The 25,748-nt window shown below is 68.9% G+C and carries 28 protein-coding genes; 11 read left to right on the top strand and 17 right to left on the bottom strand.

The features are described 5' to 3' along the window. Positions 1-19 precede the first annotated feature (19 nt). On the bottom strand, positions 20-976 hold the full coding sequence (locus tag RHCRD62_RS03140; protein WP_050063450.1) for an HpcH/HpaI aldolase/citrate lyase family protein: 957 nt from the start codon (positions 974-976) through the stop codon (positions 20-22). Between the two features lie 76 nt (positions 977-1,052). Here RHCRD62_RS03140 and RHCRD62_RS03135 point away from each other — a divergent pair, with 76 nt between their 5' ends. From RHCRD62_RS03135 to RHCRD62_RS03110, 6 genes are all read left to right on the top strand, one after another. After that, positions 1,053-2,324, top strand: a complete 1,272-nt coding sequence (locus RHCRD62_RS03135) for a magnesium transporter MgtE N-terminal domain-containing protein (protein ID WP_050063167.1) — start codon at positions 1,053-1,055, stop codon at positions 2,322-2,324. Then, entirely contained in the window at positions 2,317-2,832 is a 516-nt protein-coding gene (locus RHCRD62_RS03130; protein ID WP_050063166.1) for a DUF1003 domain-containing protein, read from the top strand. The genes RHCRD62_RS03135 and RHCRD62_RS03130 overlap by 8 nt, the downstream gene beginning before the upstream one ends. A 105-nt stretch (positions 2,833-2,937) precedes the next feature. After that, positions 2,938-4,008, top strand: coding sequence for a lytic transglycosylase domain-containing protein (locus RHCRD62_RS03125; protein WP_050063165.1), 1,071 nt, complete (start codon positions 2,938-2,940; stop codon positions 4,006-4,008). 209 nt (positions 4,009-4,217) lie between these two features. After that, positions 4,218-5,060 (top strand): lytic transglycosylase domain-containing protein, encoded by an 843-nt coding sequence (locus RHCRD62_RS03120; protein ID WP_050063164.1) that lies wholly within the window; start codon positions 4,218-4,220, stop codon positions 5,058-5,060. Positions 5,061-5,085: 25 nt separating this feature from the next. Continuing rightward, entirely contained in the window at positions 5,086-6,222 is a 1,137-nt protein-coding gene (locus tag RHCRD62_RS03115) for an Mrp/NBP35 family ATP-binding protein (RefSeq protein WP_050063163.1), read from the top strand. Positions 6,223-6,391: 169 nt separating this feature from the next. Further along, positions 6,392-6,835, top strand: coding sequence for a hypothetical protein (locus tag RHCRD62_RS03110; RefSeq protein WP_050063162.1), 444 nt, complete (start codon positions 6,392-6,394; stop codon positions 6,833-6,835). A gap of 67 nt (positions 6,836-6,902) precedes the next feature. Here the strand turns inward: RHCRD62_RS03110 and tatB are convergent, their stop codons facing one another. From tatB to sigE, 4 genes are all read right to left on the bottom strand, one after another. Further along, positions 6,903-7,310: a Sec-independent protein translocase protein TatB gene (gene tatB / locus RHCRD62_RS03105; protein ID WP_050063161.1), complete on the bottom strand. Its 408-nt coding sequence runs from the start codon at positions 7,308-7,310 to the stop codon at positions 6,903-6,905. 82 nt (positions 7,311-7,392) lie between these two features. After that, complete coding sequence (locus RHCRD62_RS03100; RefSeq protein ID WP_050063160.1) at positions 7,393-8,910, bottom strand: S1C family serine protease; 1,518 nt, start codon at positions 8,908-8,910, stop codon at positions 7,393-7,395. A gap of 84 nt (positions 8,911-8,994) precedes the next feature. Beyond that, positions 8,995-9,345 carry an anti-sigma factor gene (locus tag RHCRD62_RS03095; protein ID WP_050063449.1) on the bottom strand — a complete coding sequence of 117 codons (351 nt, stop codon included), beginning with the start codon at positions 9,343-9,345 and terminating at the stop codon, positions 8,995-8,997. A 17-nt stretch (positions 9,346-9,362) separates the two neighbouring features. Beyond that, positions 9,363-10,043 (bottom strand): RNA polymerase sigma factor SigE, encoded by a 681-nt coding sequence (sigE, locus tag RHCRD62_RS03090; protein WP_253277169.1) that lies wholly within the window; start codon positions 10,041-10,043, stop codon positions 9,363-9,365. Positions 10,044-10,330: 287 nt separating this feature from the next. On the opposite strand from sigE, the gene RHCRD62_RS03085 reads away from it, so the two are divergent. The 4 genes from RHCRD62_RS03085 to RHCRD62_RS03070 all read left to right on the top strand — a co-directional run bounded on the left by RHCRD62_RS03085 (position 10,331) and on the right by RHCRD62_RS03070 (position 14,292). Further along, positions 10,331-10,969: an O-methyltransferase gene (locus tag RHCRD62_RS03085; protein ID WP_283235420.1), complete on the top strand. Its 639-nt coding sequence runs from the start codon at positions 10,331-10,333 to the stop codon at positions 10,967-10,969. A 70-nt stretch (positions 10,970-11,039) separates the two neighbouring features. Beyond that, positions 11,040-11,738, top strand: coding sequence for a TetR/AcrR family transcriptional regulator (locus RHCRD62_RS03080; RefSeq protein ID WP_050063159.1), 699 nt, complete (start codon positions 11,040-11,042; stop codon positions 11,736-11,738). After that, positions 11,735-12,661 (top strand): ABC transporter ATP-binding protein, encoded by a 927-nt coding sequence (locus RHCRD62_RS03075; RefSeq protein WP_050063158.1) that lies wholly within the window; start codon positions 11,735-11,737, stop codon positions 12,659-12,661. Before RHCRD62_RS03080 ends, RHCRD62_RS03075 begins: the two co-directional genes overlap by 4 nt. After that, positions 12,658-14,292 (top strand): ABC transporter permease, encoded by a 1,635-nt coding sequence (locus RHCRD62_RS03070; RefSeq protein WP_050063157.1) that lies wholly within the window; start codon positions 12,658-12,660, stop codon positions 14,290-14,292. The genes RHCRD62_RS03075 and RHCRD62_RS03070 overlap by 4 nt, the downstream gene beginning before the upstream one ends. 12 nt (positions 14,293-14,304) lie before the next feature. Here the strand turns inward: RHCRD62_RS03070 and glgC are convergent, their stop codons facing one another. Beyond that, positions 14,305-15,519, bottom strand: coding sequence for a glucose-1-phosphate adenylyltransferase (glgC, locus tag RHCRD62_RS03065; protein WP_084734040.1), 1,215 nt, complete (start codon positions 15,517-15,519; stop codon positions 14,305-14,307). A 108-nt stretch (positions 15,520-15,627) separates the two neighbouring features. Here glgC and glgA point away from each other — a divergent pair, with 108 nt between their 5' ends. Beyond that, entirely contained in the window at positions 15,628-16,806 is a 1,179-nt protein-coding gene (glgA, locus tag RHCRD62_RS03060; protein ID WP_050063155.1) for a glycogen synthase, read from the top strand. On the opposite strand, the gene RHCRD62_RS03055 is transcribed toward glgA, so the two are convergent. The 11 genes from RHCRD62_RS03055 to RHCRD62_RS03010 all read right to left on the bottom strand — a co-directional run bounded on the left by RHCRD62_RS03055 (position 16,791) and on the right by RHCRD62_RS03010 (position 25,591). Beyond that, the gene (locus tag RHCRD62_RS03055; protein ID WP_050063154.1) at positions 16,791-17,624 is read right to left on the bottom strand and encodes a putative RNA methyltransferase; all 834 of its coding nucleotides are present in this window, start codon (positions 17,622-17,624) and stop codon (positions 16,791-16,793) included. The two genes, glgA and RHCRD62_RS03055, sit on opposite strands and share 16 nt — an antisense overlap. 126 nt (positions 17,625-17,750) lie before the next feature. Continuing rightward, the gene (locus RHCRD62_RS25335) at positions 17,751-17,918 is read right to left on the bottom strand and encodes a DUF3117 domain-containing protein (RefSeq protein ID WP_003931055.1); all 168 of its coding nucleotides are present in this window, start codon (positions 17,916-17,918) and stop codon (positions 17,751-17,753) included. A gap of 136 nt (positions 17,919-18,054) precedes the next feature. Continuing rightward, a complete protein-coding gene (locus RHCRD62_RS03050; protein WP_050063153.1) occupies positions 18,055-18,621 on the bottom strand; it encodes a DNA-3-methyladenine glycosylase I in 567 nt (188 codons plus the stop codon). Next, on the bottom strand, positions 18,618-18,986 hold the full coding sequence (locus RHCRD62_RS03045; RefSeq protein WP_050063152.1) for a DivIVA domain-containing protein: 369 nt from the start codon (positions 18,984-18,986) through the stop codon (positions 18,618-18,620). The genes RHCRD62_RS03050 and RHCRD62_RS03045 overlap by 4 nt, the downstream gene beginning before the upstream one ends. An 88-nt stretch (positions 18,987-19,074) precedes the next feature. Then, entirely contained in the window at positions 19,075-20,019 is a 945-nt protein-coding gene (locus RHCRD62_RS03040) for a glucosyl-3-phosphoglycerate synthase (RefSeq protein WP_050063151.1), read from the bottom strand. Continuing rightward, positions 20,016-20,930: a dihydropteroate synthase gene (folP, locus tag RHCRD62_RS03035; RefSeq protein ID WP_050063150.1), complete on the bottom strand. Its 915-nt coding sequence runs from the start codon at positions 20,928-20,930 to the stop codon at positions 20,016-20,018. The genes RHCRD62_RS03040 and folP overlap by 4 nt, the downstream gene beginning before the upstream one ends. Before the next feature lie 4 nt (positions 20,931-20,934). After that, positions 20,935-21,483, bottom strand: coding sequence for an LOG family protein (locus RHCRD62_RS03030; protein ID WP_253277168.1), 549 nt, complete (start codon positions 21,481-21,483; stop codon positions 20,935-20,937). Then, a complete protein-coding gene (locus tag RHCRD62_RS03025) occupies positions 21,480-22,319 on the bottom strand; it encodes an LOG family protein (RefSeq protein WP_050063148.1) in 840 nt (279 codons plus the stop codon). Before RHCRD62_RS03025 ends, RHCRD62_RS03030 begins: the two co-directional genes overlap by 4 nt. A gap of 41 nt (positions 22,320-22,360) precedes the next feature. After that, entirely contained in the window at positions 22,361-23,446 is a 1,086-nt protein-coding gene (dapE, locus tag RHCRD62_RS03020) for a succinyl-diaminopimelate desuccinylase (protein WP_157050800.1), read from the bottom strand. Between the two features lie 33 nt (positions 23,447-23,479). Continuing rightward, entirely contained in the window at positions 23,480-24,388 is a 909-nt protein-coding gene (locus RHCRD62_RS03015; protein ID WP_050063446.1) for an SMP-30/gluconolactonase/LRE family protein, read from the bottom strand. Between the two features lie 201 nt (positions 24,389-24,589). After that, complete coding sequence (locus RHCRD62_RS03010) at positions 24,590-25,591, bottom strand: trypsin-like serine protease (RefSeq protein ID WP_172670991.1); 1,002 nt, start codon at positions 25,589-25,591, stop codon at positions 24,590-24,592. Between the last annotated feature and the right edge of the window lie 157 nt (positions 25,592-25,748).

Here is a 25,748-nt window from a genome sequence, read left to right as displayed (position 1 = left end):
GGGCGTGCCCATGTCCAGTTTACGGAGATTCCGGATCGAATCGCGTCGTGCGTGTCATCCGGGCGGCGCGGCCTTTCGCAGCGATCACCTGAGCCATCTTCGCGCTCGCCTCGTCGATCATCTCGTCGCCGAGCATGGCGGCACCGCGCGCACCACCCGCGGCGGAGGTGTGGAACTCGTACGCTTCCAGGATCATCTCGGCCTTGTCGTAGTCCTCCTGACGCGGACTGAAGACCTCGTTGGCGGCGTCGATCTGCGTGGGATGCAGCACCCACTTGCCGTCGAAGCCGAGCGCGGCCGACCGGGCAGCGGCCCGCCGGAACGCATCGACATCACGAATCTGCAGGTAGGGACCATCGATCGCCTCGAGGCCGTGTGCCCGGGCCGCCATGAGAATCGTCATGAGGATGTGGTGGTACGCGTCACCGGTGTCGTAGCCCTCGGGCTGCTCGCCTACGACGAGGGTGCGCATGTTGATGCTCGCCATGAAGTCGGCGGGTCCGAACACCAGCGTCTGCACCCGCGGGCTCGCGGTCGCGATCCGGTTGATGTTGGTCAGGCCGATCGCGTTCTCGATCTGCGCCTCGATCCCGATTCGTCCGACCTCGAGACCGTTCTCCTTCTCCACCTGGGTCAGCAGCAGGTCGAGTGCCTGTACGTGGCTGGCGTCGACCACCTTCGGCAGCAGGATCGCGTCGACGTGCGCACCGGCCGCCGACACCACGTCGACCACGTCGCGGTGGGTCCACTGCGTCGTCCAGTCGTTGACGCGCACCACCTTGATCTGGGAGCCCCACCCGTCCGACGCGAGCGCGTCCGCGATCTCGGTGCGCGCCTGCGCCTTTGCGAGCGGCGACACCGCGTCCTCGAGGTCGAGGAACACCTCGTCGGCGGGCAGGCCCTTCGCCTTCTCGATCATCTTGCGACTGCTGCCGGGAACGGCGAGTACCGATCGCCGCGGACGTGCCTGCACCATCGTGGACCTCCGACCGTGAACCGTGGCAGCGTCCGCGATCCCACGATCGGACACCGCGCCAATTAGCCTTGTCATCATGGCAGCAGTCAACAAGGTCTTCGCAGCCAGGCTCGCAGGCCTGGTCGTGCTCGGACCCGACGGCGAATCCATCGGCCGCGTCCGCGATGTCGTCATCACCATCCGCGTCGGACGCCAGCAGCCCCGGGTACTCGGGCTGGTCGTCGAACTGGTGACGAGGCGTCGCATCTTCGTCCCGATGCTGCGTGTCACCGCCGTCGAACCCGGATCCGTCACGCTGACCGGCAGCGTCAGCCTTCGCAAGTTCACGCAGAAGCCCGGTGAGGTCCTCGCGCTCGCCCAGGTCGTCGACACCAGGGTCCGCGTCGACGACCCCGAACTCGACGATCTCGCCGGCGTCGACGTTCTCGTCGTCGACCTCGGCATCGAGCTGACGCGAACCCGCGACTGGGTGGTCAACCGCGTCGCCGTCCGCAAGCCGAGAGCCGGGCTGGCCCGACGCTCACCGATCCACGTCGTCGCGTGGCAGCACGTCCAGGGCCTGACTAACTCGCAACTCGACCTCCCGGGGCAAGGAGTGTCACAACTACTCGCGCAGTTCGAGGGCATGCGCCCGGCGGACGTGGCGAACGCGATGCGGGACCTGCCCGACAAGCGCAAGCACGAGGTCGCACTCGCACTCGACGACGAGCGCCTCGCGGACGTGCTGCAGGAGCTCCCCACGGACGACCAGACCGACCTGCTGACACACCTCGAAGTCGAACGCGCCGCCGACGTCCTCGAGGCGATGGACCCGGACGACGCGGCCGACCTGCTCGGTGAACTTCCGGAGACCGAAGCCGAATCGCTGCTGCAGTTGATGGACCCGGAGGACTCGGAGCCGGTGCGCAGGCTGCTCGAGCACTCCCCCGACACCGCGGGCGGCCTGATGACCCCGGAGCCGGTGATCCTCACCCCCGCGACGACGGTCGCGGAGGCGTTGGCCAGGGCACGCCACCCCGACCTGACGCCCGCGCTGGCGAGCATGGCGTTCGTGGTGCGCCCGCCGATCTCCACCCCGACCGGACGCTATCTCGGCTGCGTGCACATACAGCGGTTACTGCGAGAACCGCCCGCGTCGCTGGTCGGCGGGCTGCTCGACACCGACCTGATCCGACTCTCCCCCGAGGATCCCCTGGCACAGGTGACGCGCTACTTCGCGCGTTACAACCTCGTCTGTGGGCCCGTGGTCGACGACGAGGGCCACCTCCTCGGCGCCGTCGCCGTCGACGACGTCCTGGACCACCTGCTGCCGGAGGACTGGCGCGAGGAGGAGAGCGTCGATGAGTGACAAGCGTCCGTCCGCGTCGCAGAGCGCCCGGGCCCGCCTCGAGACACCGGGCGGGGGCTGGCGCGGGTTCCACATCGACGTCGAGGCCGTGGGCCGCGTCAGCGAATCCATCGCCCGATTCCTCGGCACGGGCAAGTACCTGCTGATCCAGACGGTGGTAGTGATCGTCTGGATCATTCTCAACGTCGCGGCGATCGGCCTGCAGTGGGACCCGTACCCGTTCATCCTGCTGAACCTCGCGTTCTCCACGCAGGCGGCGTACGCGGCGCCGCTGATCCTGCTGGCACAGAACCGGCAGGAGAACCGGGACCGTGTCTCGCTGGAGGAGGACCGGGCGCGGGCCGAGCAGACGAAGGCGGACACGGAGTTCCTGGCGCGCGAGCTGGCGTCGCTTCGCCTCGCGGTCGGGGAAGTCGCGACCCGCGACTACCTGCGCCGCGAGCTGGAAGAGATCAAGTCGCTCCTCGCCGCACGCGACGACGACGAGGAGCCCCGGCCGAGCCGGTGAACCCCGAGGCTTCGCCCGAACGTCCGGCGAGCAACGTTTCCGTTATGTAACCTCGGTCACATAACGGGTGGGGTGCCCGGCGCGACGAGACCCGGGGGATTGCGAATGCAGGTGAGGAGCCTGGCGGGAATCGCCACGGCGGCGCTGCTCTGCGGCGTGACGGTGGGCATGTCGGTCGTGGGAGCCGCGGGGACCGAGGTCGCGCCGATGGCGGTCACCTCCGTCGCATCCGCTGACACCCCGCCCGGGGGCGTCGTCGGGGTGCTCGAACCCGCGCCGCAGCTTTCTCGCGCACCACATGCCTACACCCCGCCACCACCTGTGACGTTCAGCCTGCCGCCCGCGGTCGCGGAACGGCTCGCATCGCCGAGCGGCTCACTGACGCCGATTCCGGTAACCATCGGATCGCTCGGCATCCCCGAACTGGTGCTCGGCGCCTACCGCTCGGCGGAGGCGACGCTCGCGGCGGACACGCCGGGCTGCGGCGTCACCTGGCATCTGCTGGCGGGCATCGGTCGCATCGAGTCGGGTCATGCGGGCGGCGGCCGCACGGATGCCGCAGGGACGACGGTGACGCCGATCCTCGGTCCGCGGCTCGACGGGACCCTCGCCGGCAACAACGTCATCCTGGACACAGACCGCGGCGCCGTCGACGGCGATCCGGCACACGATCGCGCGGTCGGGCCGATGCAGTTCATCCCCAGCACGTGGGCGCGGTACGCCGCGGACGGCAACGACGACGGCCGCGCCGACCCGAACAACGTGTTCGACGCCTCGCTCGCCGCCGCCCGCTACCTGTGTTCGGGCGGACTCGACCTGCGCGAGCCGGACCAGGAGCAACGGGCCGTGCTGCGCTACAACAACTCCCTCGCGTACGCCTCGAACGTGATCGGGTGGTCGTCGGCCTACGCCGACGGCGGTACGCCGGAGCCCGGTGAGATCCGTGACGTGCCTGTCGAACCGGGACTGCCTGCCGAACCGACACCCACCCCGGCGCCGGCTCCGGCGCCGGCTCCGGCTCCGGCTCCGGCTCCGGCTCCGGCTCCGAACGATCAGGACCTGCTGCGCGACGCCGCCGCGGCGCCGGGTGCCGCGGCGCCGCCGCTGATTCCGGGGCTCCCGGCGCTGCCGACGCTGCCACCCCTGCCCTGCCTGGCCTTCTGCCCGCCGGCCTGACGACGACGTCGTAATCTCTGCGTCATCGGAAACGCGCGTGTCGAGATAATTTTGAGACCCTAGTTTTTACCGTCTCAACCTGGAGATTCGTGGCGAAATTCCGCGCGGAAAGGTCACGACTACATAACGGCAATGTTGCGAATCGGGTAGCGTCGCCTGCGTTCACCAACGACTGGCCCCGTACCTGCGGGAGCCCCAGGAGGTACGACGTGGGTCGCCACACCAAACCGACGGAGTCGAAGGCAAAACGCAACTCGGTCATCGCACTCGCCGGACTCGTCCCGACCGGACTGGTCACGGCGGCCAATGCCGGCGGCGCGACCATCACCCTGCCGTTCCTCACGACAGCGAAGGCGTCGCCACTGACCGACGCTCCCGCGGAACAAGCACCGGCACCGGAGCCGGAGGCCATCGTTCCGGAGCCCGCTACCGCGACTCCCGCATTCGCCGCCGCTCCCGCGCCCGCCCCGGCAGCCGCGCCCGAACCGCTGCCGGAGGGCCCGCTGGGAATCCCCGCGATCAACTACGACGCCTATCGGTCGGCGGAACGCGTACTCGCCGAACGCAACCCCACGTGCGGCATCTCCTGGATGCAGGTCGCCGGCGTCGGCCGGGTCGAGTCGAGCCACGCGAACGGCGGCAAGGCCGACGAGCGCGGCAACCTGATCGAACCCATCATCGGCCTGCCCCTCGACGGCAGCCTCCCCGGCCAGGCCGTCATCATGGACACCGACGGTGGCGCGCTCGACGGCGACACCGTCTACGACCGCGCAGTCGGCCCCACCCAATTCATTCCGTCCACGTGGGCCCTCTACGGCACCGACGGCAACGGTGACGGCGTCGCCGACCCCCAGAACCTCTACGACGCGGCCGCGTCCACCGCCACCTACCTGTGCGACGGCGGAACCAACATGCGCGACATCGTGTCGGCCACCAAGGCGATCCTGCGCTACAACAACTCGATGGCCTACGTCGCGAACGTGACCGCCTGGTCACTCGCCTACTCGACGGGCGTCAACCCGAGCTCGGCCGACCTGCCGCGAATCCACTGAGAGGGCGGCACCTACCATTGGTGGCATGTCTGCAGTGACCGAGTCCGACGTTCGTGGTGCCCTCGCCAAGGTGCTCGACCCGGAGATCCGCAAGCCCATCACCGAACTGGGCATGGTCAAGAGCGTCACGCTCGAGGACGACGGCAGCGTCGACATCGTCATCTACCTGACCACTGCGGGCTGCCCGATGCGCACCGAGATCACCGAACGGGTGACGAAGGCCGTCGCGGACGTCGCGGGCGTCGGCGCGATCCGCGTCGAACTCGACGTGATGAACGACGAGCAGCGCACCGAACTACGCAAGTCGCTGCGCGGGGAGTCGACCGAGCCGGTCATCCCGTTCGCGCAGCCCGGATCGCTCACCCGCGTCTACGCGGTGGCGTCCGGCAAGGGCGGTGTCGGCAAGTCGTCGGTCACCGTCAACCTCGCCGCCGCGATGGCCGCCAAGGGCCTGTCCGTCGGCGTCCTCGACGCGGACATCTACGGTCACTCGATCCCCCGCATGCTCGGCACCGATGCGAAGCCGACCCAGGTCGAGCGGATGATCATGCCGCCCATCGCGCACGACGTGAAGATGATCTCGATCGCGCAGTTCACGCAGGGCAACACCCCCGTCGTGTGGCGCGGACCCATGCTGCACCGCGCGCTGCAGCAGTTCCTCGCCGACGTGTTCTGGGGCGACCTCGACGTCCTCCTGCTCGACCTGCCGCCGGGTACCGGCGACGTCGCGATCTCCGTCGCGCAGCTCATCCCCGGCGCCGAGATCCTCGTGGTCACCACGCCGCAGCAGGCGGCCGCCGAGGTTGCCGAGCGGGCGGGTTCGATCGCGCTGCAGACCCGTCAGCGGATCGTCGGTGTCGTGGAGAACATGTCCTGGATGGAGCTGCCGGACGGCACCCGCATGGACGTGTTCGGGTCCGGAGGAGGTCAGACCGTCGCCGATCGCCTCACCCGCGCGGTCGGCGCGCAGGTGCCGCTGCTCGGTCAGATTCCGCTGGAGCAGTCCGTACGTGAAGGCGGCGACGCCGGCGTCCCGATCGTTCTGTCGGAACCCGACTCCGCCGCGGGCGCCGCACTGCGCAGCATCGCGGACAAGTTGTCCGTCCGCGCCCGCGGCCTGGCGGGCATGTCCCTCGGCATCGACACCACCCGGCACCTGTAGCCCGAAACCTGATATCCCGAGAAACTGTTACCTCTCGACACCGACAAATGTCCGATTCGCTCCCTGCGAATCATCGTCATTGTTACCTTCTGTTCCGAACCATCGGTCGATGGTTCACTCCACGGTGTCGCGGCGATCGCGACATCCAGCGACAAGGAACGGATCGGGTATGACGACACTCCTCGTGCGCACGGCTCTCACCGCAGCCGCGGCCGCACCCTTGCTCCTGCTCTCCACCGGCGCCGCGTCGGCCGCGTCGATCACCTCGACCGCCGACGTGATCGAGAACGACGTGACCGCATCGGTCGAGGGTGTTCCGCTGGGCACCCTGTGCGGCGCGACGCTGTTCGATCAGACCACCGGGAACGTCGTCGAGGACGTGGCGCCCACCTCCCCGGGTGACGACGGCTGGCAGGGGTACTCGTGGGGCGGCGTGCCTGACGGCACCTACGAGGTTCGGCACGTGTGCACCGTGGACGACGAGGTGGTCTACACGATCACCTACCGCGACCTGGTCGCCCCCGCGGAAGTCCGTCCGCTCTTCGGCTCGCTCGACACTGGTAGCGGCTGGGTCGGCGAGCCGGGCCTGATCGAGCAGCTGTTCGGCTCCTGATCCCCAACATGCGACGAGCCCCGTCCCGGTTGCCCGGGCGGGGCTCGTCGCATGTCGCGGGACGCCGTCAGGTGGCGTCGACGTCGATGGGGGGCGTGTCGCCCTCGGCGAGCGGAGTCGTCGGCTTCTGCTTCGGCGCGGATCCCGATCCTCCGGACGACGTACCGGACGACTTCGTGTCGTCGAAGTTCCCGGTGAAGATCGAGTCGTCACCGTCGAGGAGATGCTTGGTGATGGCTGCGCGCGGCGTCATACCGCGCAGCTGGTTCAGTTCGGAGAGCGGCTTGCGCAGGTCGTCGAACTCGGGACCGAGTTCGTCCTTCAGCTGCGCCGTGGCGCCGCCTGCGTAATCGCGCACCTGACGCAGCGCCTTGCTGACCCAGGAAATGGCGCCAGGAAGGCGCTCGGGTCCGAGGATCACGAGCGCAGCGACGAGCAGGATCATGAACTCGCCCCAGCCGATATTGCCAAACACGTGACCAGACTACGTGCCACCCGGCCCGGACGTACCCCCGAACCCGGAATTCACCGGAGAGTCACAGCCGACGCCCGGGGTGTCAGTCCGAGACGGGCGTGACCTGGACCTCGACTTCCCGACCCGACCGGATCAGCTTCACCGCGACCGGCTGGCCCGCTTCGGTGCTGTGCACCGCGACGACCAACTCGTCGGCATTGGCCACGTCGCGGTCGCCCACCCGCACGATCACGTCGCCTTCGACGATGCCCGCCTGCTGCGCGGGACTGCCCGACTGCACGTTCGCCACCTGGGCGCCCGTGGTCTGCTCGTTGGTCACCGATCGCGCGTTGACGCCGATCTCGGGATGGTGCATCACGCCGTTGCGGATGAGTTCCTGGGCGACGCGGGTGACGTCGTCGACCCCGATCGCGAACCCGAGGCCGACCGAACCGCCGCTCTCGGAGCGGATCGCCGAATTGATGCCGATGACCCGGCCCTCCGCGTCGACGAGCGGTCCACCCGAGTTGCCCGGGTTGATCGCGGCGTCCGTCTGGACCGCGTCGATCACGGCGTCGGTGTCGGTGCCCTCTCCGCCGAGCCGCACCGGCCGGTGCAGTGCGCTGACGATGCCGCTGGTGACGGTCTTGCTCAGGCCGAGAGGCGAGCCGACGGCGACGACGTCGTCACCGACCTGGATGTCCGAGGACTTGCCCAGCTGCGCGACTGTCAGGTTCCCGACGTCGACCTTGAGGACGGCGAGGTCCGTCTTGGTGTCGCGGCCGACGATCGTCGCGGGCGTGCGGGTTCCGTCGGAGAACACCACCTGGAGGGTGGCGTTGGCGGTATCCGTCGCCGCCATCGAGATGACGTGATTGTTGGTGACGATGTAGCCGGCGCCGTCGACGACGACACCGGAGCCGGTGCCCGCCTGGTCCCCCAGCGCGACCTGGATCGACACCACCGACGGCAGCACCGCTTCGGCAACCTTCGCGACCTGCCCCATCTCGCGGTCGTCGCCGGTCGACTGCGTCAGCTCGACCTTCTGACTGGTCAACGCACCGACGTTCTCCGCCGTCATCCGCCCGACGATGCCACCCGCCAGCCCGATCACGAGTGCGACCCCGGCGAGCGCCGCGAGTGCCCGCGGTGCGACACGGTCACCCAGAAGCACTTCCCGCACACCAAGTTTCGGGCCAGGCGCCAGCGGAGCCGGTGCGGGAGTGTCGACCGCCGCACCGCCGAGGCGGACCGCGGCGGTCGGGTCACGCCACGGATCCGCCGGCGGGCCGGCGACGTCGCCGTGGTCGTCGGCGGCGGGTCCACGTTGAATCGTCTGTGTTTCGCCTTCGGGACGGCCGTACGCCTCCGCGATCGACGGGTCCGGCGGGCGGACCGCCAGGTTCGGTTCGGTTGCGGGGCGGGTGGGGGCGAACGAGTCCGCGACGCCATCGGGACGCCCGAACGCGGCGGCCGAAACAGGGTCGACGGTGGGCCGGTACAGCGGCCGCGGTGCCAGACGCCGGGATGCCCCGTCCTCGGCCTCGGTCGTCGCGTTCACCGGACTCGCATCGGGCTGCTCCGACTCGGGCGCCCGCGATTGCGTCCCCTCCGGCTCCATGGCGTCAGTCACGGCACCCAGTATCACCGACGTGCCCGGTGACACAGACCAGCGCCAGGTCCCCGCGGTGCACGGTGTGCCGCGTCAGCGGCGCCGACGCCACGTCGGCAGCGAATAGGAGGATGCGGTGAACCCCGCGCGGCGCCTGGTCCGGGCGGCATCGGCGGCCGGTTCGTCGGCGGGCTGGCAGGTCGGAATCCGGCTGAGAACACCGAGCAGGGACACCGGCATCGTGATCTCGCCGGACTGCCGGAGCGCGACCCGGGCATGTTGCTGGGCATCGACCGCAGCCGCGCACTCCGCGCACTCGGACAGGTGCTGGGAGGCCCGGAGGTAGGCGTTCATCTGCAACTCGCCGTCGACGTACGCGGCAACGGCCTCGCTGGCCAGATGTTCTGTCGAACCGAACCGGCGCGGCCCGCGGCCCTGCGTCATCCGCTCCTCCTGCACACTCACGCGACTGTCGTCCCTGCCTCGAGTTCGCGCGCCACCTGCGCCGCGGACAGGTGGTCCCGCAGCGCCTGGCGGCCGCGGTGGATCCGGCTGCGCACGGTCCCGAGCTTGACGCCCAGTGTGGCACCGATCTCCTCGTAGGACAGGCCTTCGACGTCACACAGTACGACCGCGGCGCGGAACTCCGGCGCGAGGGAGTCCAGTGCGGCCTGCAGGTCGGGGTCGAGCCGGGCGTCGTGGTAGACCTGCTCGGGGTTCGGGTTCTGAGACGGCACCCGCTCGTAATCCTCGGGCAGCGCCTCCATCCTGATGCGGTTGCGGCGCCGAACCATGTCCAGGAACAGGTTCGTCGTGATGCGGTGCAACCACCCCTCGAAGGTGCCCGCCTGGTAGTTGGACAGCGAACGGAACACCCTGATGAAGGTGTCCTGGGTCAGATCCTCGGCGTCCTGGGCGTTGCCGGACAGCCGGTAGGCCAGCCGGTACACACGGTCTCCGTGTTCGCGAACGAGGTCGTCCCAGGACGGCATCGCCGACTGGTCTCCGCTGGCGTCGAACGCGGCGGTGCCGCTGAGGACCTCACCGGCGGTGCTGCTCAGGAACTCAGCGGCGGTGCTGCTCAGGACCTCGGAGTCGATGTCGGCGGATGTGGTGTCGACGTCGGACGGGGCGTTGACCATCGAGATGGATGACCTCCTGCTCGGGACAGCTGGAAGCGAAATGCGCGGGCGTCGCGCTACGTGACCTGACAACTCCTGGAGTGTCCGTTTTGTTCCCGGCGCTGCGATTCCTGCTGTCTGCCGATCGGCGGGTGTGCTGATCAGCGTGTGCCCTCACTGTTGTCGACCGGCGTATGTGGGACGTGTGAGCAACCTGAGTTCCGGCTGAGAATGTGCGGCCGCACGTCCCGTCCAGCAGCGCGAGCATGCGCGCCTCGACACGCCCGAACCTCGACAGCGATAACCTCGTGCTCGTGTACACCAACGGCGACCAGATGCTGGCCCACACCGAGGAGTCCGTCCTGGAGGACGACGTTCTCGTTTCCGCACGTGAGCGGGCCGAAGACCTCGGTGCCGACCCGGTACCCCCGTCGGTAGGCGCGCTGCTGAGCCTGTTCGCGCAGATGCTGTCCGCGCGGACCGTCGTCGAGATCGGGACCGGCGCAGGTGTGAGCGGGCTGTGGCTGCTCGACGGGATGCGTCCTGACGGCGTACTCACCACCATCGACCCCGAACCGGAGCATCAGCGCGCCGCGAAGGAGGCGTTCCGGTCCGCGTCGATCGCGACGGGCCGCACGCGTCTCATCAACGGCTGGGGGCTCGACGTGCTGCCACGGCTCGCCGACAGCTCCTACGACCTGGTGTTCGTCGACACGGTGCCCGCCGACCATCCGCTCTACGTCGAGCAGGGTGTGCGCCTGCTGCGTCCGGGCGGGGTGATCGTGTTCCACAACGCGCTTCTCGGCGGGAGGGTCGCGGACCCCGCAGCACGCGACGCCGTCACGCTCGCCGTGCGGGCCGCGGCGCGCGCCATCGCCGAGGACGACCGGCTCACCAAGGTGCTGCTGCCCGTAGGCGACGGCCTGCTCTGCGCATCACGAGGCTGACAACACGTTGACGACATCTTGACGCGGCGAACCCTTCCCCTGGGCTGAACGCTCGTTTAACGTCCTGAACATGCGTTCAAGCCTGAACGGATACACCGCCATCGGCACACCGGACCCGGACCTGACCACTCGGGCCCGGATCAGGGACGCAGCGATCGTCGTGTTCGGCGACCGCGGCTTCCGCACCGGTGTGCGGGAGGTTGCGGCCGCCGCCGGGGTGTCGCCGGGCCTCGTCAACCACCATTTCGGATCCAAGAACGGCCTCCGCGAGGCCTGTGACGAGTACGTCCTCGGAGCGATCCGGGCGGCCAAGACGGAGACACTGACCCGGCCCAGCGCCGCCGGACTCCTCCATCAGCTCGCCGACATCGAGGAGTACGCCCCCCTGGTCGCCTACCTCGTCCGCAGCTACCAGTCGGGCGGTGATCTGGCCCGAACCATGTTCGACCACCTCGTCGCCAACACCGAGCAGTACCTCGAGGAGGGCGTCACCGCCGGAACCCTCAGACCGAGCCGCGATCCGGCGGCTCGTGCCCGGTACCTCACCATGCAGTCGTTGGGCAGCACCATGCTCTTCCTGCAGATGCGCGGAGAACAGGACGGCCCCGTCGACTGGGGCCGCGCCCTCCGCGAACTCACGGACGAGGTCATGCTCCCGGCCCTCGAGCTCTACACCGAGGGCCTCTTCACCGACACCACCTTCCTGGACACGATCGTCGCCCAGCGTCCCGACAACGCCGGCGACACCAACCACGAGGAGTTTCGATGACCGGAATCATCGAAGTCCGTAACCTGCACAAGCACTTCGGGCGCACCCGCGCACTCGACGGCCTGGACCTGAACGTCGGTGAGGGCGAGGTGCACGGATTCCTCGGCCCGAACGGCTCGGGGAAGTCGACCACCATCCGGATCCTGCTCGGCAGTCTGCGCGCGACGTCCGGAACGGCGACCGTGTTCGGACGTGATCCGTGGTCCGACGCTGTCGACCTGCACCGCGACCTCGCGTACGTGCCCGGTGACGTGACGCTGTGGCCGTCGTTGACCGGCGGCGAGACCGTCGACCTGCTCGGCCGGATGCGCGGCGGCCTCGACACCGCCAGACGCGCCGACCTGATCGCGCGATTCGAACTCGACCCGACGAAGAAGGCCCGTGCCTACTCGAAGGGCAACCGGCAGAAGGTCGCGCTGGTGTCCGCGTTCTCGTCGCATGCCCGCCTGCTGCTGCTGGACGAGCCGACCTCGGGCCTGGATCCATTGAAGGAAGAGGTCTTTCGCGAATGCATCGCCGAGGCTCGCGGCCGCGGCGCGACCGTACTGCTGTCGAGTCACATACTTTCCGAGGTCGAGGCGCTCTGTGAGCGGGTGACGATCATCCGCGCGGGCACCACCGTCGAATCCGGATCGCTCGCAGACATGCGGCATCTGCGGCGCACCTCCATCACCGCCGAATTGCTTGGCGATCCAGGCGATCTCGACCGGCTCCCCGGGGTCGCCGACGTCCACCTCGACGGCACCACCCTGCGGTGCCAGGTCGACGCCGACAACCTGGGTGCACTGATCCGGGTACTCGGCGACACCGGCGTCCGCAGCCTCGTCTCCACGCCGCCGACGCTCGAAGAGCTCTTCCTGCAGCACTATCGGACCGAGTCGGGCCCGGAGCGGGACACGGAAGCGGAGAGGGTGAGGGCATGACCACCACCGCGACTCGCCCCGCTCCCCCGCCACGCACGACCACGACCACCCGTGACCTGACCGGTACCACCGCTCTGCTGCGCCTGTACCTGCGCCGTGACCGGATCTCCCTACCCCTGTGGGTGCTGCTGTTCGCCGTCGCTCCGTCGCTGTACGTGGCCAGTATCGAAGGGATCTACACCACTCAGGCCGAGCTCGCCCGGTTCGCCGCCGCGACGAACGCCAGCCCCGCGCAGCTCGCGATGTACGGGCCGGTCTTCGGCACCGACATCGGGTCGGTCGGAATCTGGAAGGCGAGCGCCTACTTCACGCTGATCGCGATCGCCACGATCCTGACGGTGGTCCGGCACACCCGCGCCGAGGAGGAGACCGGACGCGCCGAACTGCTCGACTCCACCGCGATCGGACGGTTCGCCGGCCTGACGGCAACACTGGTGATGACGTTCGGGGCCTGCGTGGTCACCGGTGTGCTGTGCACTGCGGCGCTGCTGGCCAGGGGCCTGCCCGTCGGCGGATCCGTCGCATTCGGTGTGTCACTGGCGCTGTCCGGTGCGGTGTTCGCCTCGGTTGCCGCGGTGGCCGCCCAGCTCAGTGCCAGCGCCCGGATCGCCCGGGGCATCGCCTTCGCGGCGCTCGGCACCGCATTCGCCCTGCGTGCGGTGGGGGACGCGGGCAACGGGACGCTGTCCTGGTTCTCACCGCTCGGGTGGGCAATTCGGATGCGCCCGTATGCCGACGAGCGCTGGTGGGTGGTCACGCCCCTGCTCGCCACTGCGGTCGGGCTCACCGCACTCGCATATCTGCTCGCCAACCGGCGTGACCTCGGCGCGGGAATGATCGCGCCCCGACTGGGCCCGCCCAACGCTGCGCCCGCCCTCGCCGGACCGCTCGGCCTGGCGTGGCGCATGCAGCGCGGCACCCTCGCCGCGTGGACCGCGGGGCTGGGGCTGTACGGACTGCTGATCGGCGGCGCGGCGAAAGGCGTCGGCGACCAGCTCGGCGACAGCGAGACGATCCGCGACCTGGTCATGCGCATGGGGGGGTCGGAGTCGCTCGAGCTGTCGTTCATCGGGTACGCGATGGTCATGCTCGGCATCGCCGGCTCCGCCTACGCGATCTCCGCGGCGTTGCGCCTGCACTCCGAGGAGTCCGCAGCGCGCATCGAACCGGTCCTGGCCGGACCGGTAGGCCGAATCCGTTGGGCCGCAGGGCATACACTCTTCGCAATCCTCGGTCCCGCGGTGGCGATGACCGTGGCCGGACTGGGCGCCGGACTGGCATACGGAGCCGCCGTCGGCGACATCGGTTCGGTGCTGTGGCGAATCCTCGGCGCGGCGCTGGTGCAGCTGCCCGCGATCTGGCTGCTGGCGGGCGTCACGGTCGCCCTGTTCGGTCTGGTGCCCCGGTTCGCCCCGGTCGCGTGGGGCGTTCTGGTCGCGTTCCTGACGGTGTTCCTGGTCGGCTCCGTCGCCGACTTCCCGCAGTGGGCGCTGAACCTCGAACCCTTCAGCCACGCGCCGAAGTTGCCCGGCGGCGAGTTCAGCGCGACTCCGCTGCTCTGGCTGACCGCGATCGCGGCCACCCTGATCGCGGTGGGATTCCTCGCCTTCCGCCGCCGCGACCTGCGTTAGGGCGGTGCGCGGTCAGATCCAGACGCCCTTGCCGACTGTGACGACACCGCCGTTGCTGACGGCGAAGCGTTGCTTGTCGCGTTCGGTGTCGACACCGATGATCTCGCCCTCACCCACGACGACGTTCTTGTCCAGGATCGCGCGGCGGACGACGGCACCCTTGCCGATACGCACGCCCGGCATCAGGACGCTGCCTTCGACCGTCGCGCCGTCCTCGACCATCACGTTGGAACTGAGGACCGAGTTCCGGACCGTCGCCGCGGACAGGATGCACCCCGACCCGACGATCGACTCCTGAGCCAGGCCGCCCTTCACGAACTTGGCGGGGGCGAGGTTCTCGGCCGCGCCTCGGATCGGCCAGCGACGGTTGTAGAGGTTGAACACCGGGTGCACCGACACCAGGTCCATGTGCGCATCGTAGAACGCGTCGATGGTGCCGACGTCCCGCCAGTAGCCACGGTCGCGGTCGGTAGCACCCGGGACTATGTTGTCGGCGAAGTCGTAGACGTGCGCGGCGCCCTCGCGGACGAGTTTGGGGATGATGTCGCCGCCCATGTCGTGGTCGGAGTCCGAGTCCTCCGAATCCGCCCGGATCGCGTCGACGAGAACCTTGGTCGTGAAGACGTAGTTGCCCATCGACGCGAACGTGACGTTGGGGTCGTCGGGAGTTCCCGGTGGGTGCGCGGGCTTCTCGAGGAACTGCGTGATCCTGCCCGACTCGTCGGAGTCGATGCAGCCGAACGCGAATGCCTCGCTGCGCGGCACGCGAATGCCTGCGACGGTGACTCCCGCCCCGGACTCGATGTGGTGGCGGACCATCTGCTCGGGGTCCATCCGGTACACGTGGTCGGCACCGAACACGACGATGTACTCGGGATCCTCGTCGTAGACGAGGTTCAACGACTGCAGGATCGCGTCGGCGCTTCCCGTGTACCAACGAGGGCCGAGGCGCTGCTGCGCGGGTACCGGAGTGATGTACTCCCCCGCGAACCCGGACAGCCGCCACGTCTGCGAGATGTGGCGATCGAGGGAGTGCGACTTGTACTGCGTGAGAACACAGATCCGGAGGTAGCCCGCGTTCACCAGGTTGCTCAACACGAAATCGATGAGCCGATAGGCCCCACCGAACGGGACGGCGGGCTTCGCCCGGTCGGCTGTCAGGGGATACAGACGCTTCCCCTCGCCGCCGGCGAGCACTATTCCAAGCACGTGCGGCTGACTCCTCACCCTGTCAACCTATCGGCACCGGGGTGCCCCCGCCACAGCAACCACGATCAACTCGGGGGCGTGCCCGGTGCGGTGGCCGGTTACCCGCCCGACGGTTACGTTAGGCGCGTGCGTGTGGCGATGATGACCAGGGAGTACCCACCGGAGATCTATGGCGGGGCGGGGGTCCACGTCACCGAACTCGTCGCACAACTCGCCCGACTGTGCACAGTTGACGTGCACTGCATGGGTGCGCCCCGCGAGGGCGCACAGGTACACGACCCCGATCCGGTACTGGCATCGGCCAATCCATCGCTCGGCGTGCTGTCCGCGGAACTGCGGATGGCAGCGGCCGCGGCGGGCGTCGACGTGGTGCACTCCCACACCTGGTACACCGGCCTGGCCGGGCACCTCGCCGGACAGCTCCACGGGTTGCCACACGTCCTCACCGCGCACTCCCTCGAACCGCGGCGGCCGTGGAAAGCCGAGCAACTCGGAGGCGGCTACCGGGTCTCGTCCTGGTCCGAACGCAACGCTGTCCAGTACGCGGACGCGATCGTCGCGGTCAGCGCGGGCATGCGATCCGACCTGCTCGACGCCTACCCCTTCGTCGAACCCGGCCGAGTACACGTGGTGCGCAACGGAATCGACACCGACGTCTGGTACCCGGAGGAGGACCCGTGGGCGTCCGAGGTGCTGCGCGACCTCGGCGTGGACCCGGGACGGCCCCTGGCGGTGTTCGTCGGCCGCATCACCCGACAGAAGGGTCTCGGACACCTGGTCGCGGCGGCGCACCGGTTCGACCCGGACATTCAGCTCGTGCTGTGCGCGGGAGCACCGGACACCCCCGAGATCGGTGCGGAGACAGCGCGCACCGTCGAGGAGTTGCGCGGCGCCCGCGACGGCGTCCACTGGGTTCGCGAGATGCTTCCGACCGCATCGGTCCGTCAGATTCTCTCCGCTGCAACCACATTCGTGTGCCCTTCGGTGTACGAGCCGTTGGGAATCGTGAACCTCGAGGCGATGGCCTGCGAGACGGCCGTCGTGGCGTCCGATGTCGGCGGCATTCCCGAGGTCGTCGAGGACGGATCGACGGGGCGACTCGTGCACTACAACGAGTACGAGCCGGAGGCGTACGAGGAGACGCTCGCCGCCGCGGTGAACGCGGTGTGCGCGGACCTCACCGGTGCCGCCGCGATGGGCCGCGCGGGACGGAAGCGGGCGATCGCGGAGTTCTCGTGGGCCGAGATCGCCCGCCAGACGCTCAGCGTCTACGAGAGCGTCGTCGACGACTACCGGGGTCGATAGCGGCTCACGGTGACCGACGCCGTCACCGTCACCGGTTCGGGGAGCTCGCCGATCGCGTCGGCGAGCGCCACTGGCCCCAGATGCCGCGCCGACGGACCCATCCCGACCAGGTGCCGGGCCTCGGCGTGCGACAACGTCATCGGGTACTCGACGGCGACACGCGAGACCCGGTCGAAGTGTCCGGCCAGGGCCGCACCCAGACGTTCCGTCTTGTTCTCGTCGACCCGCACCATCGACAGGTGGGCGACCAGCTCGTGCAGGTGCCGGTCCGTCGGCGTCAGGACAACGAGTTCGCCGTCCGCCCGGAGCACACGGTGCAGTTCGCCCGCATTACGCGGAGCGAAGATCGACAGCGCGTGGCTGACCGCGCCGTCCTGCACGGGAAGCTGGGTCCAGACGTCGGCGACGACCGCCGCTGCTCGGGGGTGGCTGCGGGCGAGTCGGCGCGCTGCCGCCTTGGACACGTCCACGCCGATGCCGACCGCACCGGGCAGGGCGTCGAGAACCGTCGCGAGGTAGTGGCCGGTTCCGGCGCCGACCTCCAGTACTGCGGGGGCGTCCACCCCGGCAGCAGCGGTCGCGTCGGCGACCGCGGCGCGCAACCCGTCGAAGTGACCCGCGTCGAGGAACTCGGCCCGGGCGGCGATCATCTCGGCGCTGTCCCCGGTGATCTTCGAGGCCCCGGCCAGCAGACTCACGTAGCCCTGGCGGGCGATGTCGAAGCTGTGCCCGCTGCCGCAGAGCAGGGCAGCGTCGGCCTCGTCGAGGTGAGCACCACAGTGCGGGCAGGCGAGCAGAGTCACGGCGTCGGCGAGCATCGTCCGCCTTCCTTCCGGATTCTCGGGTGTAGGCACCGGGTCATCTCAGCACCGGGTCATCTCAGCACCGGGCCCCGCCCGCCGATGTGGCGATGCGGGGCCAGGTTGGTCGAACCCTGCGGGAGGTCAGCTGGTGACGCCCTTGAGCTCGTCGCCGAGCGCAGCGGCTTCCTCCGGGGTCAGCTCGACGACCAGTCGACCTCCGCCCTCGAGAGGAACCCGCATGACGATTCCCCGTCCTTCTTTGGTTGCTTCGAGGGGACCGTCCCCAGTCCGGGGCTTCATGGCCGCCATTCCTGCTCCCTCCAGATCTGCATCGTCGGACCCGGGCTTTTTCCGGGTCCACTCGTTCATTCTTCCCTATCGTCCAAATCGCCGGGAACCGGAGTCGCCATTTCGGTGCCCGCGACGTGCCCGGACGCACCCGTGATCACCGTGTCGGCACCCAGCAGTCGGCCACGTGATCGTCGACCATTCCCGTCGCCTGCATCAGCGCATACGCCGTGGTAGGGCCTACGAATCGAAATCCGCGACGCTTGAGTTCCTTCGCGAGCGCAACCGACTCGTCGGTGACGGCAGGCACCTCCTGCACGGACGTCACCCGGCTCGGGCGTGGCGGCGGCGCAAACGACCACAGCAGGGAGTCGAGATCGGTGTCCCCCAGAGCCAGCACGGCACGCGCATTCGAGATCGAGGCCTCGATCTTCGCCCGGTTGCGAACGATGCCCGCATCGGCGAGCAATCGCTCGACGTCCGCCTCCCCGAACGCGGCAACGGCGTCCACCGAGAACCCCGAGAACGCGGCCCGGAACGCCTCCCTCTTGCGCAGCACCGTGATCCACGCCAACCCGGACTGGAATGCCTCGAGGCAGATCCGCTCGAACAGCGCGTCCCGGCCGTGAAGCGGAACACCCCACTCGTAGTCGTGGTAGTCGCGGTACAGGGTGGAGCCCGCCGCGTCGACGGCCCACGGACACCGGAACCGGTCCTCGCTCATGCCGGATCCTTCGGGGTGGTCGCCGCACCCGCGGGCTCGACGTCGGCGGCCGCGCTGCCTTCGACCGGAATGCCCGCCGCGCCCCGGGTGGCCTCGGCGAGCTGGGCGCGCAGCACGTCGATCTCGGTTCCCAGCCGGTCGAGCGCCCAGTCCACCTCACTGGCCTTGTACCCGCGCAGCGTCTGCTGGAACCGAAGCTCCTGCACGTCCGCGCCCGTCACCCCATGCGACGGCAGCGCCGTCACCGTGGTCGCGGGTGGCAACGCCGCCATCTCCTCGCCGCGTCCGAACACGACGGACGCCGCGAAGAACAGTGCGCCGCCGACGAGAGCCATGACGATCAGGTACAGGAGGACGGTGAGCATGCCCCGATCCTGTCACGGCACTGCGACACGGTCGCCCTGCGGACGACACCGACACGGTCGCCCTGCGGACGACACCGACACGGTCGACCTATGGACGGGCGGCGCTCCGAGGGCGAAGTGTGTTCATCGCCGGCCGGTCGGCGAGCGAGACGTCCGTGGTGACGGGCAGGAAGGTGTCCCCCTCCGACCGGAACTGTGTCAGTCCCGCACCGGAGTCGGGCACGCCGCAGCGGTTCAGCATCGTGCCGATGATCTGCCTGCTCATCACGCCGAGTTCGACGAGCGGCCGGTTGCGATGCTTGCGGACACCGAGGTTGACCTGCCCGATCGCACTCAGCCCCAGCCGGTCGTAGGTGTCGAGCAGCAGTCCGATCTCTACCCCGTAGCCGGGCGCGAACGGGACCGCGGACAGCAGTTCACGGGTGCCTGCGTACTCGCCGCCCAGCGGCTGCAGCACCGACGTCAGTTCCGGACGCAGTGCCGACAGGAGCGGTCGCGCGACGAGTTCGGTGACCCGGCCGCCGCCGTTCGCGTCCTCGGTGCCGCTGACCCGCAGCGGCCTGCGGTAGTAGCCCTTGACCAGGTGGATGCCGTCCACGGTGAGCAGTGGGCCCAGGAGCTTCGGCACGAAGGCCGGGTCCGGGTTGATCAGATCGGAGTCGACGAACGCGATGATGTCGCCGCTGGACGCGGCGATCGACCGCCACAGGACCTCACCCTTGCCCGCGACCGGGGTCAGTTCGGGGACCGCCTCCTCGCGACTGACGACGGTGGCCCCCGCCGCCCGCGCACGGTCCGCCGTCTCGTCGGTCGAGCCGGAGTCCAGCACGATCAACTCGTCGACGAGCCCACCGAGCAGCGGGTGGATGCTGTCCACCACCGCTGCGACGGTCTTCTCCTCGTTCAGTGCGGGCAGCACCACCGACACCGTGCGGCCCGCCTTGGCGGCCTCCAGCTCGGCGACGGTCCACTCCGGGTGATCCCAGCTGTTCGCCTCCGACCAGACCCGCTCCCCGATCCTCGGTGCACTCATGCCAGCCCCCGTACGGTCCGGACCGGGGCCCTGGTGCCGGTGATCGCCGCGATCATGTCGACGACGCGCCGCGTGGACGCGACCTCGTGTACGCGGAAAACTCGGGCGCCGTTCGATGCCGCCCATGCAGTCGCTGCCAACGTGCCCTCCAACCTCTCGGCGAGTTCCACACCCAAAGTCTCCCCGATGAAGTCCTTGTTGCTCAGTGCCATCAGCACTGGCCACCCGGTTTTTACGAGATCGTCTATTCGACGCAACAACTCGAGCCCGTGGAAGGTGTTCTTCCCGAAATCGTGGGTCGGATCGACGAGGATTCCGTCGCGGGGCACCCCGAGTGCCAGTGCCCGTTCCGCCGCCGGAACCACCTCGGCGACCACGTCGGCGACCACGTCCGCGTACCGAACGCGGTGCGGCCGGGTCCGCGGCACCGCTCCCCCGGTGTGGGAGCACACGTAGCCGGCGCCGAGTTCCGCAGCGACCGCGACGAGGTCCGGGTCGGCGCCCGCCCAGGTGTCGTTGACCAGGTTGCCGCCGACCGCGCACGCCAGCCGTGCAACCTCGGAACGCCAGGTGTCGACCGAGATGATGAGGTCCGGGTATCGGCTGCGGATCGCCTCGACGAACGGCACGACGCGGCGGATCTCCTCGGCAGCGTCCACGACGTCACCCGGACCGGCCTTGACGCCACCGATGTCGACGAGGTCGGCGCCCTCGTCGACGGCCCGCGACACAGCAGCCATCGCGGCCTCGTCCGTGAAGGTCGCCCCCTGGTCGTAGAACGAATCGGGGGTGCGGTTGACGATCGCCATCACCAGCGCACGGTCCGTCGCGACGGGCCGACCGCACAGCGTCGGCGAGGGCACCGGCGCGGGTCGGTGCCCGGACTCGGTGCCGGACGTGAGCTCGATCATGGCTTCATAGTGGCATGCAGGCGTCGAGCGCCCGACCGACGTCCTGGGTGACGACGAGGGCATCCAGCGCCCGCTGCTGCACGAAGCCGCCTTCCCGCAATCCGTCCAGCCATTGCAGCAGTCCGGTGAAATGTCCGACGGGGTCGAGGAGAACCATCGGCTTGTCGTGCATGCCCAGGTAGCCGGCGGTCCACGTCTCGAAGAGTTCCTCGAGGGTTCCGATGCCGCCGGGCAGGGTGATGAACGCATCCGCCCGGTCCTCCATGACCTTCTTGCGTTGACGCATGGTGTCCGTGACGATCAGCTCGTCCGCGTCGACGTCGGCGACTTCCCGGTGCACCAGCGCCTTCGGGATGACTCCGACGGTCCAGGCACCGTGCCGTCGGGCCGATTCGGCGACCGCGCCCATCATCGACACGTTTCCGCCGCCGGACACCAGCGTCATGCCGCGGCGACCGATCTCGGCGCCGACCTCCGTGGCGAGCGACAGGAACGACGCGTCGACGGGTCCGGATGCGCAGTAGACGCACACCGCGACCGGGCGCGGCGTCACCATTCCTCCACGCCCTCGCCGACCTCGTCGAACTCGTCGAGTTCGTCCGGCTCGGCCGATTTCTGCGACTCCACCACGATGCGCACCGCCTCGTCGACGCTGTCCGTGACGTGCAGGAGGTCGACGTCGGTGGCGGAGATCTTCCCCGTGGCGACCAGTGTGGTGCGGATCCAGTCGACGAGCCCACCCCAGAACTCGGTGCCGAACAGCACGATCGGGAATCGGGTCACCTTGCCGGTCTGGACGAGGGTGAGTGCCTCGAACAGTTCGTCGAGGGTGCCGAACCCGCCGGGCAAACAGATGAACGCCTGCGAGTACTTGACGAACATCGTCTTGCGGGCGAAGAAGTAGCGGAAGTTGATACCGAGGTCGACCCACTCGTTGAGGCCCTGCTCGTGGGGTAGCTCGATGCCGAGGCCGATGGAGTAGCCGTCGTTCTCGACCGCCCCTCGGTTGGCGCCCTCCATGATCCCGGGACCGCCGCCGGTGATGACAGCGAAGCCCGCGGCCGCCAGGGCCGAACCGAGTTCCCGGGCGGCGTCGTACTCGGGCGACCCGTCAGGTGTGCGCGCCGACCCGAACACGGTGACCGCCCGCGGCACCTCGGCGAGCGCCCCGAATCCCTCGATGAACTCACTCTGGATACGCAGTACCCGCCACGGGTCGGTGTGTACCCAGTCGCTGGGTCCGCGCTGGTCGAGCAACCTGCGGTCGGCGTTGGCGACCTCGGCCTTGCGCTCGCGCCGCAGCATGATCGGTCCGCGATGTTTCACCGCGGATGCGCTGCCCCGCTTTCCGGTGCCGCGCGGTCCGCCTGGAATCTTGTCCGGTGCCATGCCGCCAGGCTATCGGCCGCCGGCTCGACCGCGGGCAACCGTCAGTTGCTGAGGTAGCCCCGCAGCACCGCCGCGACATCGGTGATCTGCTGCACCGGCACGCGCTCGTCGCGCTTGTGGGCGAGGTTGGGGTCGCCGGGACCGTAGTTCACCGCGGGAATGCCGAGCGCCGCGAATCGCGATACGTCGGTCCAGCCGTACTTGGCCCGCACCTGGCCACCCGCCGCGGCGATGAGTTCCGCGGCAGCGGGCGCGGACAGGCCCGGCAGCGCGCCGGGCGAGCTGTCGGTGACCTCGAAACCGAGCCCCAGTCCGTCGACGACTTCCCGCACGTGGTCGACGGCCTGCGCGACGCTGCGGTCGGGCGCGAAGCGGAAGTTCACGTCGACCTCGGCCGCGTCGGGGACCACGTTGCCCGCGACCCCGCCGGAGATGCGGACCGCGGACAGGCCCTCGCGGTAGACGCAGCCGTCGATGTCCACGGAACGCGGCTGATACTCCGACAACCGCTGCAGCAGCGGTGCGAACTTGTGGATCGCGTTGTCCCCCAGCCAGGATCGCGCCGAGTGCGCACGGGTTCCGCTCGTCGACAGCCGGACGCGCAGCGTGCCCTGGCAGCCGGCCTCGATGAATCCGCCGGACGGTTCACCGAGGACCGCGACGTCGGCCCGCAGCCAGTCGGGCAGCTCCCGCTCGATGCGACCCAGCCCGTTGTACTTCGCGGCGATCTCCTCGCAGTCGTAGAACACCAGTGTCAGATCGTGTGCCAGGTCCTCCACGGTCGCCGCCAGGTGGAGGAACACCGCGTCACCGGACTTCATGTCGACGGTGCCGCAGCCGTGCAGCACGTCGCCTTCGGCGGAGTCGCGCTCACGGCGACTGGGGACGTTGTCGGCGATCGGGACGGTGTCGAGGTGCCCGGCGAGCATCACCCGGCTCGGCAGTCCCAGGCCGGTGCGGGCGAGGACGGCGTTGCCGCTGCGGATCACCTCGAACCCGATGGTCTGCTCCCGCAACGCCAATTCGACGGCGTCCGCGATGAGCGCCTCGTCGTGGGACACGCTCGGAATGTCCACGAGTGCGGCGGTCAGGTCGATCGGGTCGGCGTGCAGGTCCAGGTACGGCAGCGCAGTCACGCATCCAAGACTATGCGGCTTCGCCTACACCTCGAAGATCTGGCCGTCGAAGCCGGAGCGGAAGAGTCGTCCGGTCGAGAACCCGGCGTCGCCGTTGCCATGGGTGAGGACACTCGACATCGGCAGCCCGGAGGCGATCGCGCAGTACCGGTCGGGGCCGTCGACGCGCAGGATCTGCCCCGAGACGTCGGTCGGGACGATCGGCCGGCCCTGCGGGTCGAGGGTCAGCCCGTCGGGCGCGGCGAACACGTCCCCGCCGGTGAAGGTGACCACCGATTCGGGGGCGCCGGGGTTCGCCGTCGGGATCCGGCTCACACCCGGGTTGGTGAAGGTTCGCGACACGTAGAGGTACCGGTCGTCGGCGCTCAGTGCGGCGCCGTTGGCGCTGGGCAACACCGCCCAGTCCGGCTGGACGACGCCGTTCGGCAGCACCCGCCCGACGAGCGAACCGAAGTCGTTGGTGGCGTACACGGTGCCGTCGCGGGCGACGGCGAGCCCGTTGGCGGCGCTCAGCCCCGACGCGAACGGGCGGACCGCGCCGGTGTTCACGTCGACGGCCACGATCCCCGCGGAGCGCGTGACATCGCCGGTGAAGACCCGCGCGTCCGCGCCGTACCCGACCAGCAGCGACCCGTCGCGCGCCCACGCCAACGCGCCCGCACCGCCGCTGGGGACCGTCGCGATCGGGACGGCAGGCGCACCGGGCCGGTCGAGCCGGAACACGCGGCCGGAGATCAGGTCGGTGACGTACATCCGGCCCGCGCCGTCGACGGCGGCGCCCTCGAGGATGGCGCCGGGGACGCTGCCCACGAGCACCGGGGACCGGGCATCCGGGCAGGCCGGCGCAGCAGCGGCGGTCGGGGTGGTGATCGTGGCGGTGACAGTGACGACGAGCGCGCTCAGAGCAGCGGCGACGATCGAACCTCGGCGCATGGAATCCACGTCCCTTCGGGTGCGGTGACTCCTTCGTAGCGTTGCACAGAAATACCGTCGGGCACAGGCGTCGAACTGAGCGGGGTTGCGCCGCACGCCAATGACCGATTCGCCCCTGCCGCTCAGCCCGGGTTCCGCCGGTCGCGCGTGGTTGGCAGGTCCCCGAGCCCGCCAACCACGCACGAACGCGATACGTCTCGCCTAGTTGTTGGTGATCTGGAAGCCGCTGCCTGTGATGCCGCGCGGGTTCAGGTCATCGAGGATCGTCTTGGCCGAGGTGGCGGCACCGTACTCGAAAAATGTTGGGTTCACCCAGAAGTTCCTGTACCGCCAGGAAGTGATTCCGGCCCACTCGTTCGGGCGACTCTTGTCAATTACGGGACCTCCGGAGTCGCCGCCCGGCATGGAAACATCAGCCAACATCACACCAGGGGTAACAAGTCCGTCAGTCCCCTGAGCCGGGAGCCCGCCACCAGTGCTGATGAACTTGAGGGGGCCACACTGCATGTTGAAAGCCGAGTCCGTCTGAACATACCTTTCATTCGTGGTGGAACCGATATTGCAGATGGTGGAGCCGACCGGCGGGATCTGCACCACTCCGGCGGAGTTGGAGTAGATCGTGTTGATCTTGTGCAGAGGCTGAGCAGGAACAAGTATTTGGCTGCGGTCGAGTTTACCGTCGGATGCCTGGAAGTACTTCGGTGCGCGCATCAATTGACTCGACAAAACGACATGGGGCGCGAACTCGATCACCATGTAGTCGAGTTTCCCGAGGTATCCATTGTTCGTCTGCCTGCCGTCATTGGAGACCCAGCGGATCCATCCAATAGGGCCACCATTTGGGTCGCGCCAGTCCCACACCTTGTAGTCGTTGGTGAGGGTATGGGTCCGCACCGGGGCACCGTCATAGGTCGGGTCCCCGTGATTGTCTGGATTTTCGTTGTACTTCTGATGCGAGTTGCAGTGCCCAGCCGTGATACCGACTTTGCGTCCAGCGGAGTCGGTGCCGACCGCGCCGAGAGTGCACAATCCCTGATAGTCAGGGTAGGTGACCGGGTCGAGGAAGGTGATCCGCATCCCCGGCATCACCGTCTTCGCGGTCGAGGCGGGAACTTCGTCCGCTTGAGCAGTACCGACGCCCAGACTGGCGACAAGACTGGCAGCGGCAAGCAGACCGGTGAGGTACCGGATCGTGCGTTTCACGTGGTGCTCCTTGATCGTTCGTGCGGCCATTACAAACGCGGACCGTAAACCACGCGGTTGGTTTGTATCTGGTTTCAGCGGAAGTCAAGTCAATCGGCATCTGACGAAGCTCGACGGAACCGTTGTTCACCGCCGTCGGTACAGGTTCAGCGCTGCC

The sequence above is a fragment of the Rhodococcus sp. RD6.2 genome (assembly GCF_001040705.1).
Taxonomy (GTDB): Bacteria; Actinomycetota; Actinomycetes; order Mycobacteriales; family Mycobacteriaceae; genus Rhodococcus_G.
This window is presented reverse-complemented; position numbering and strand designations above follow the sequence as displayed.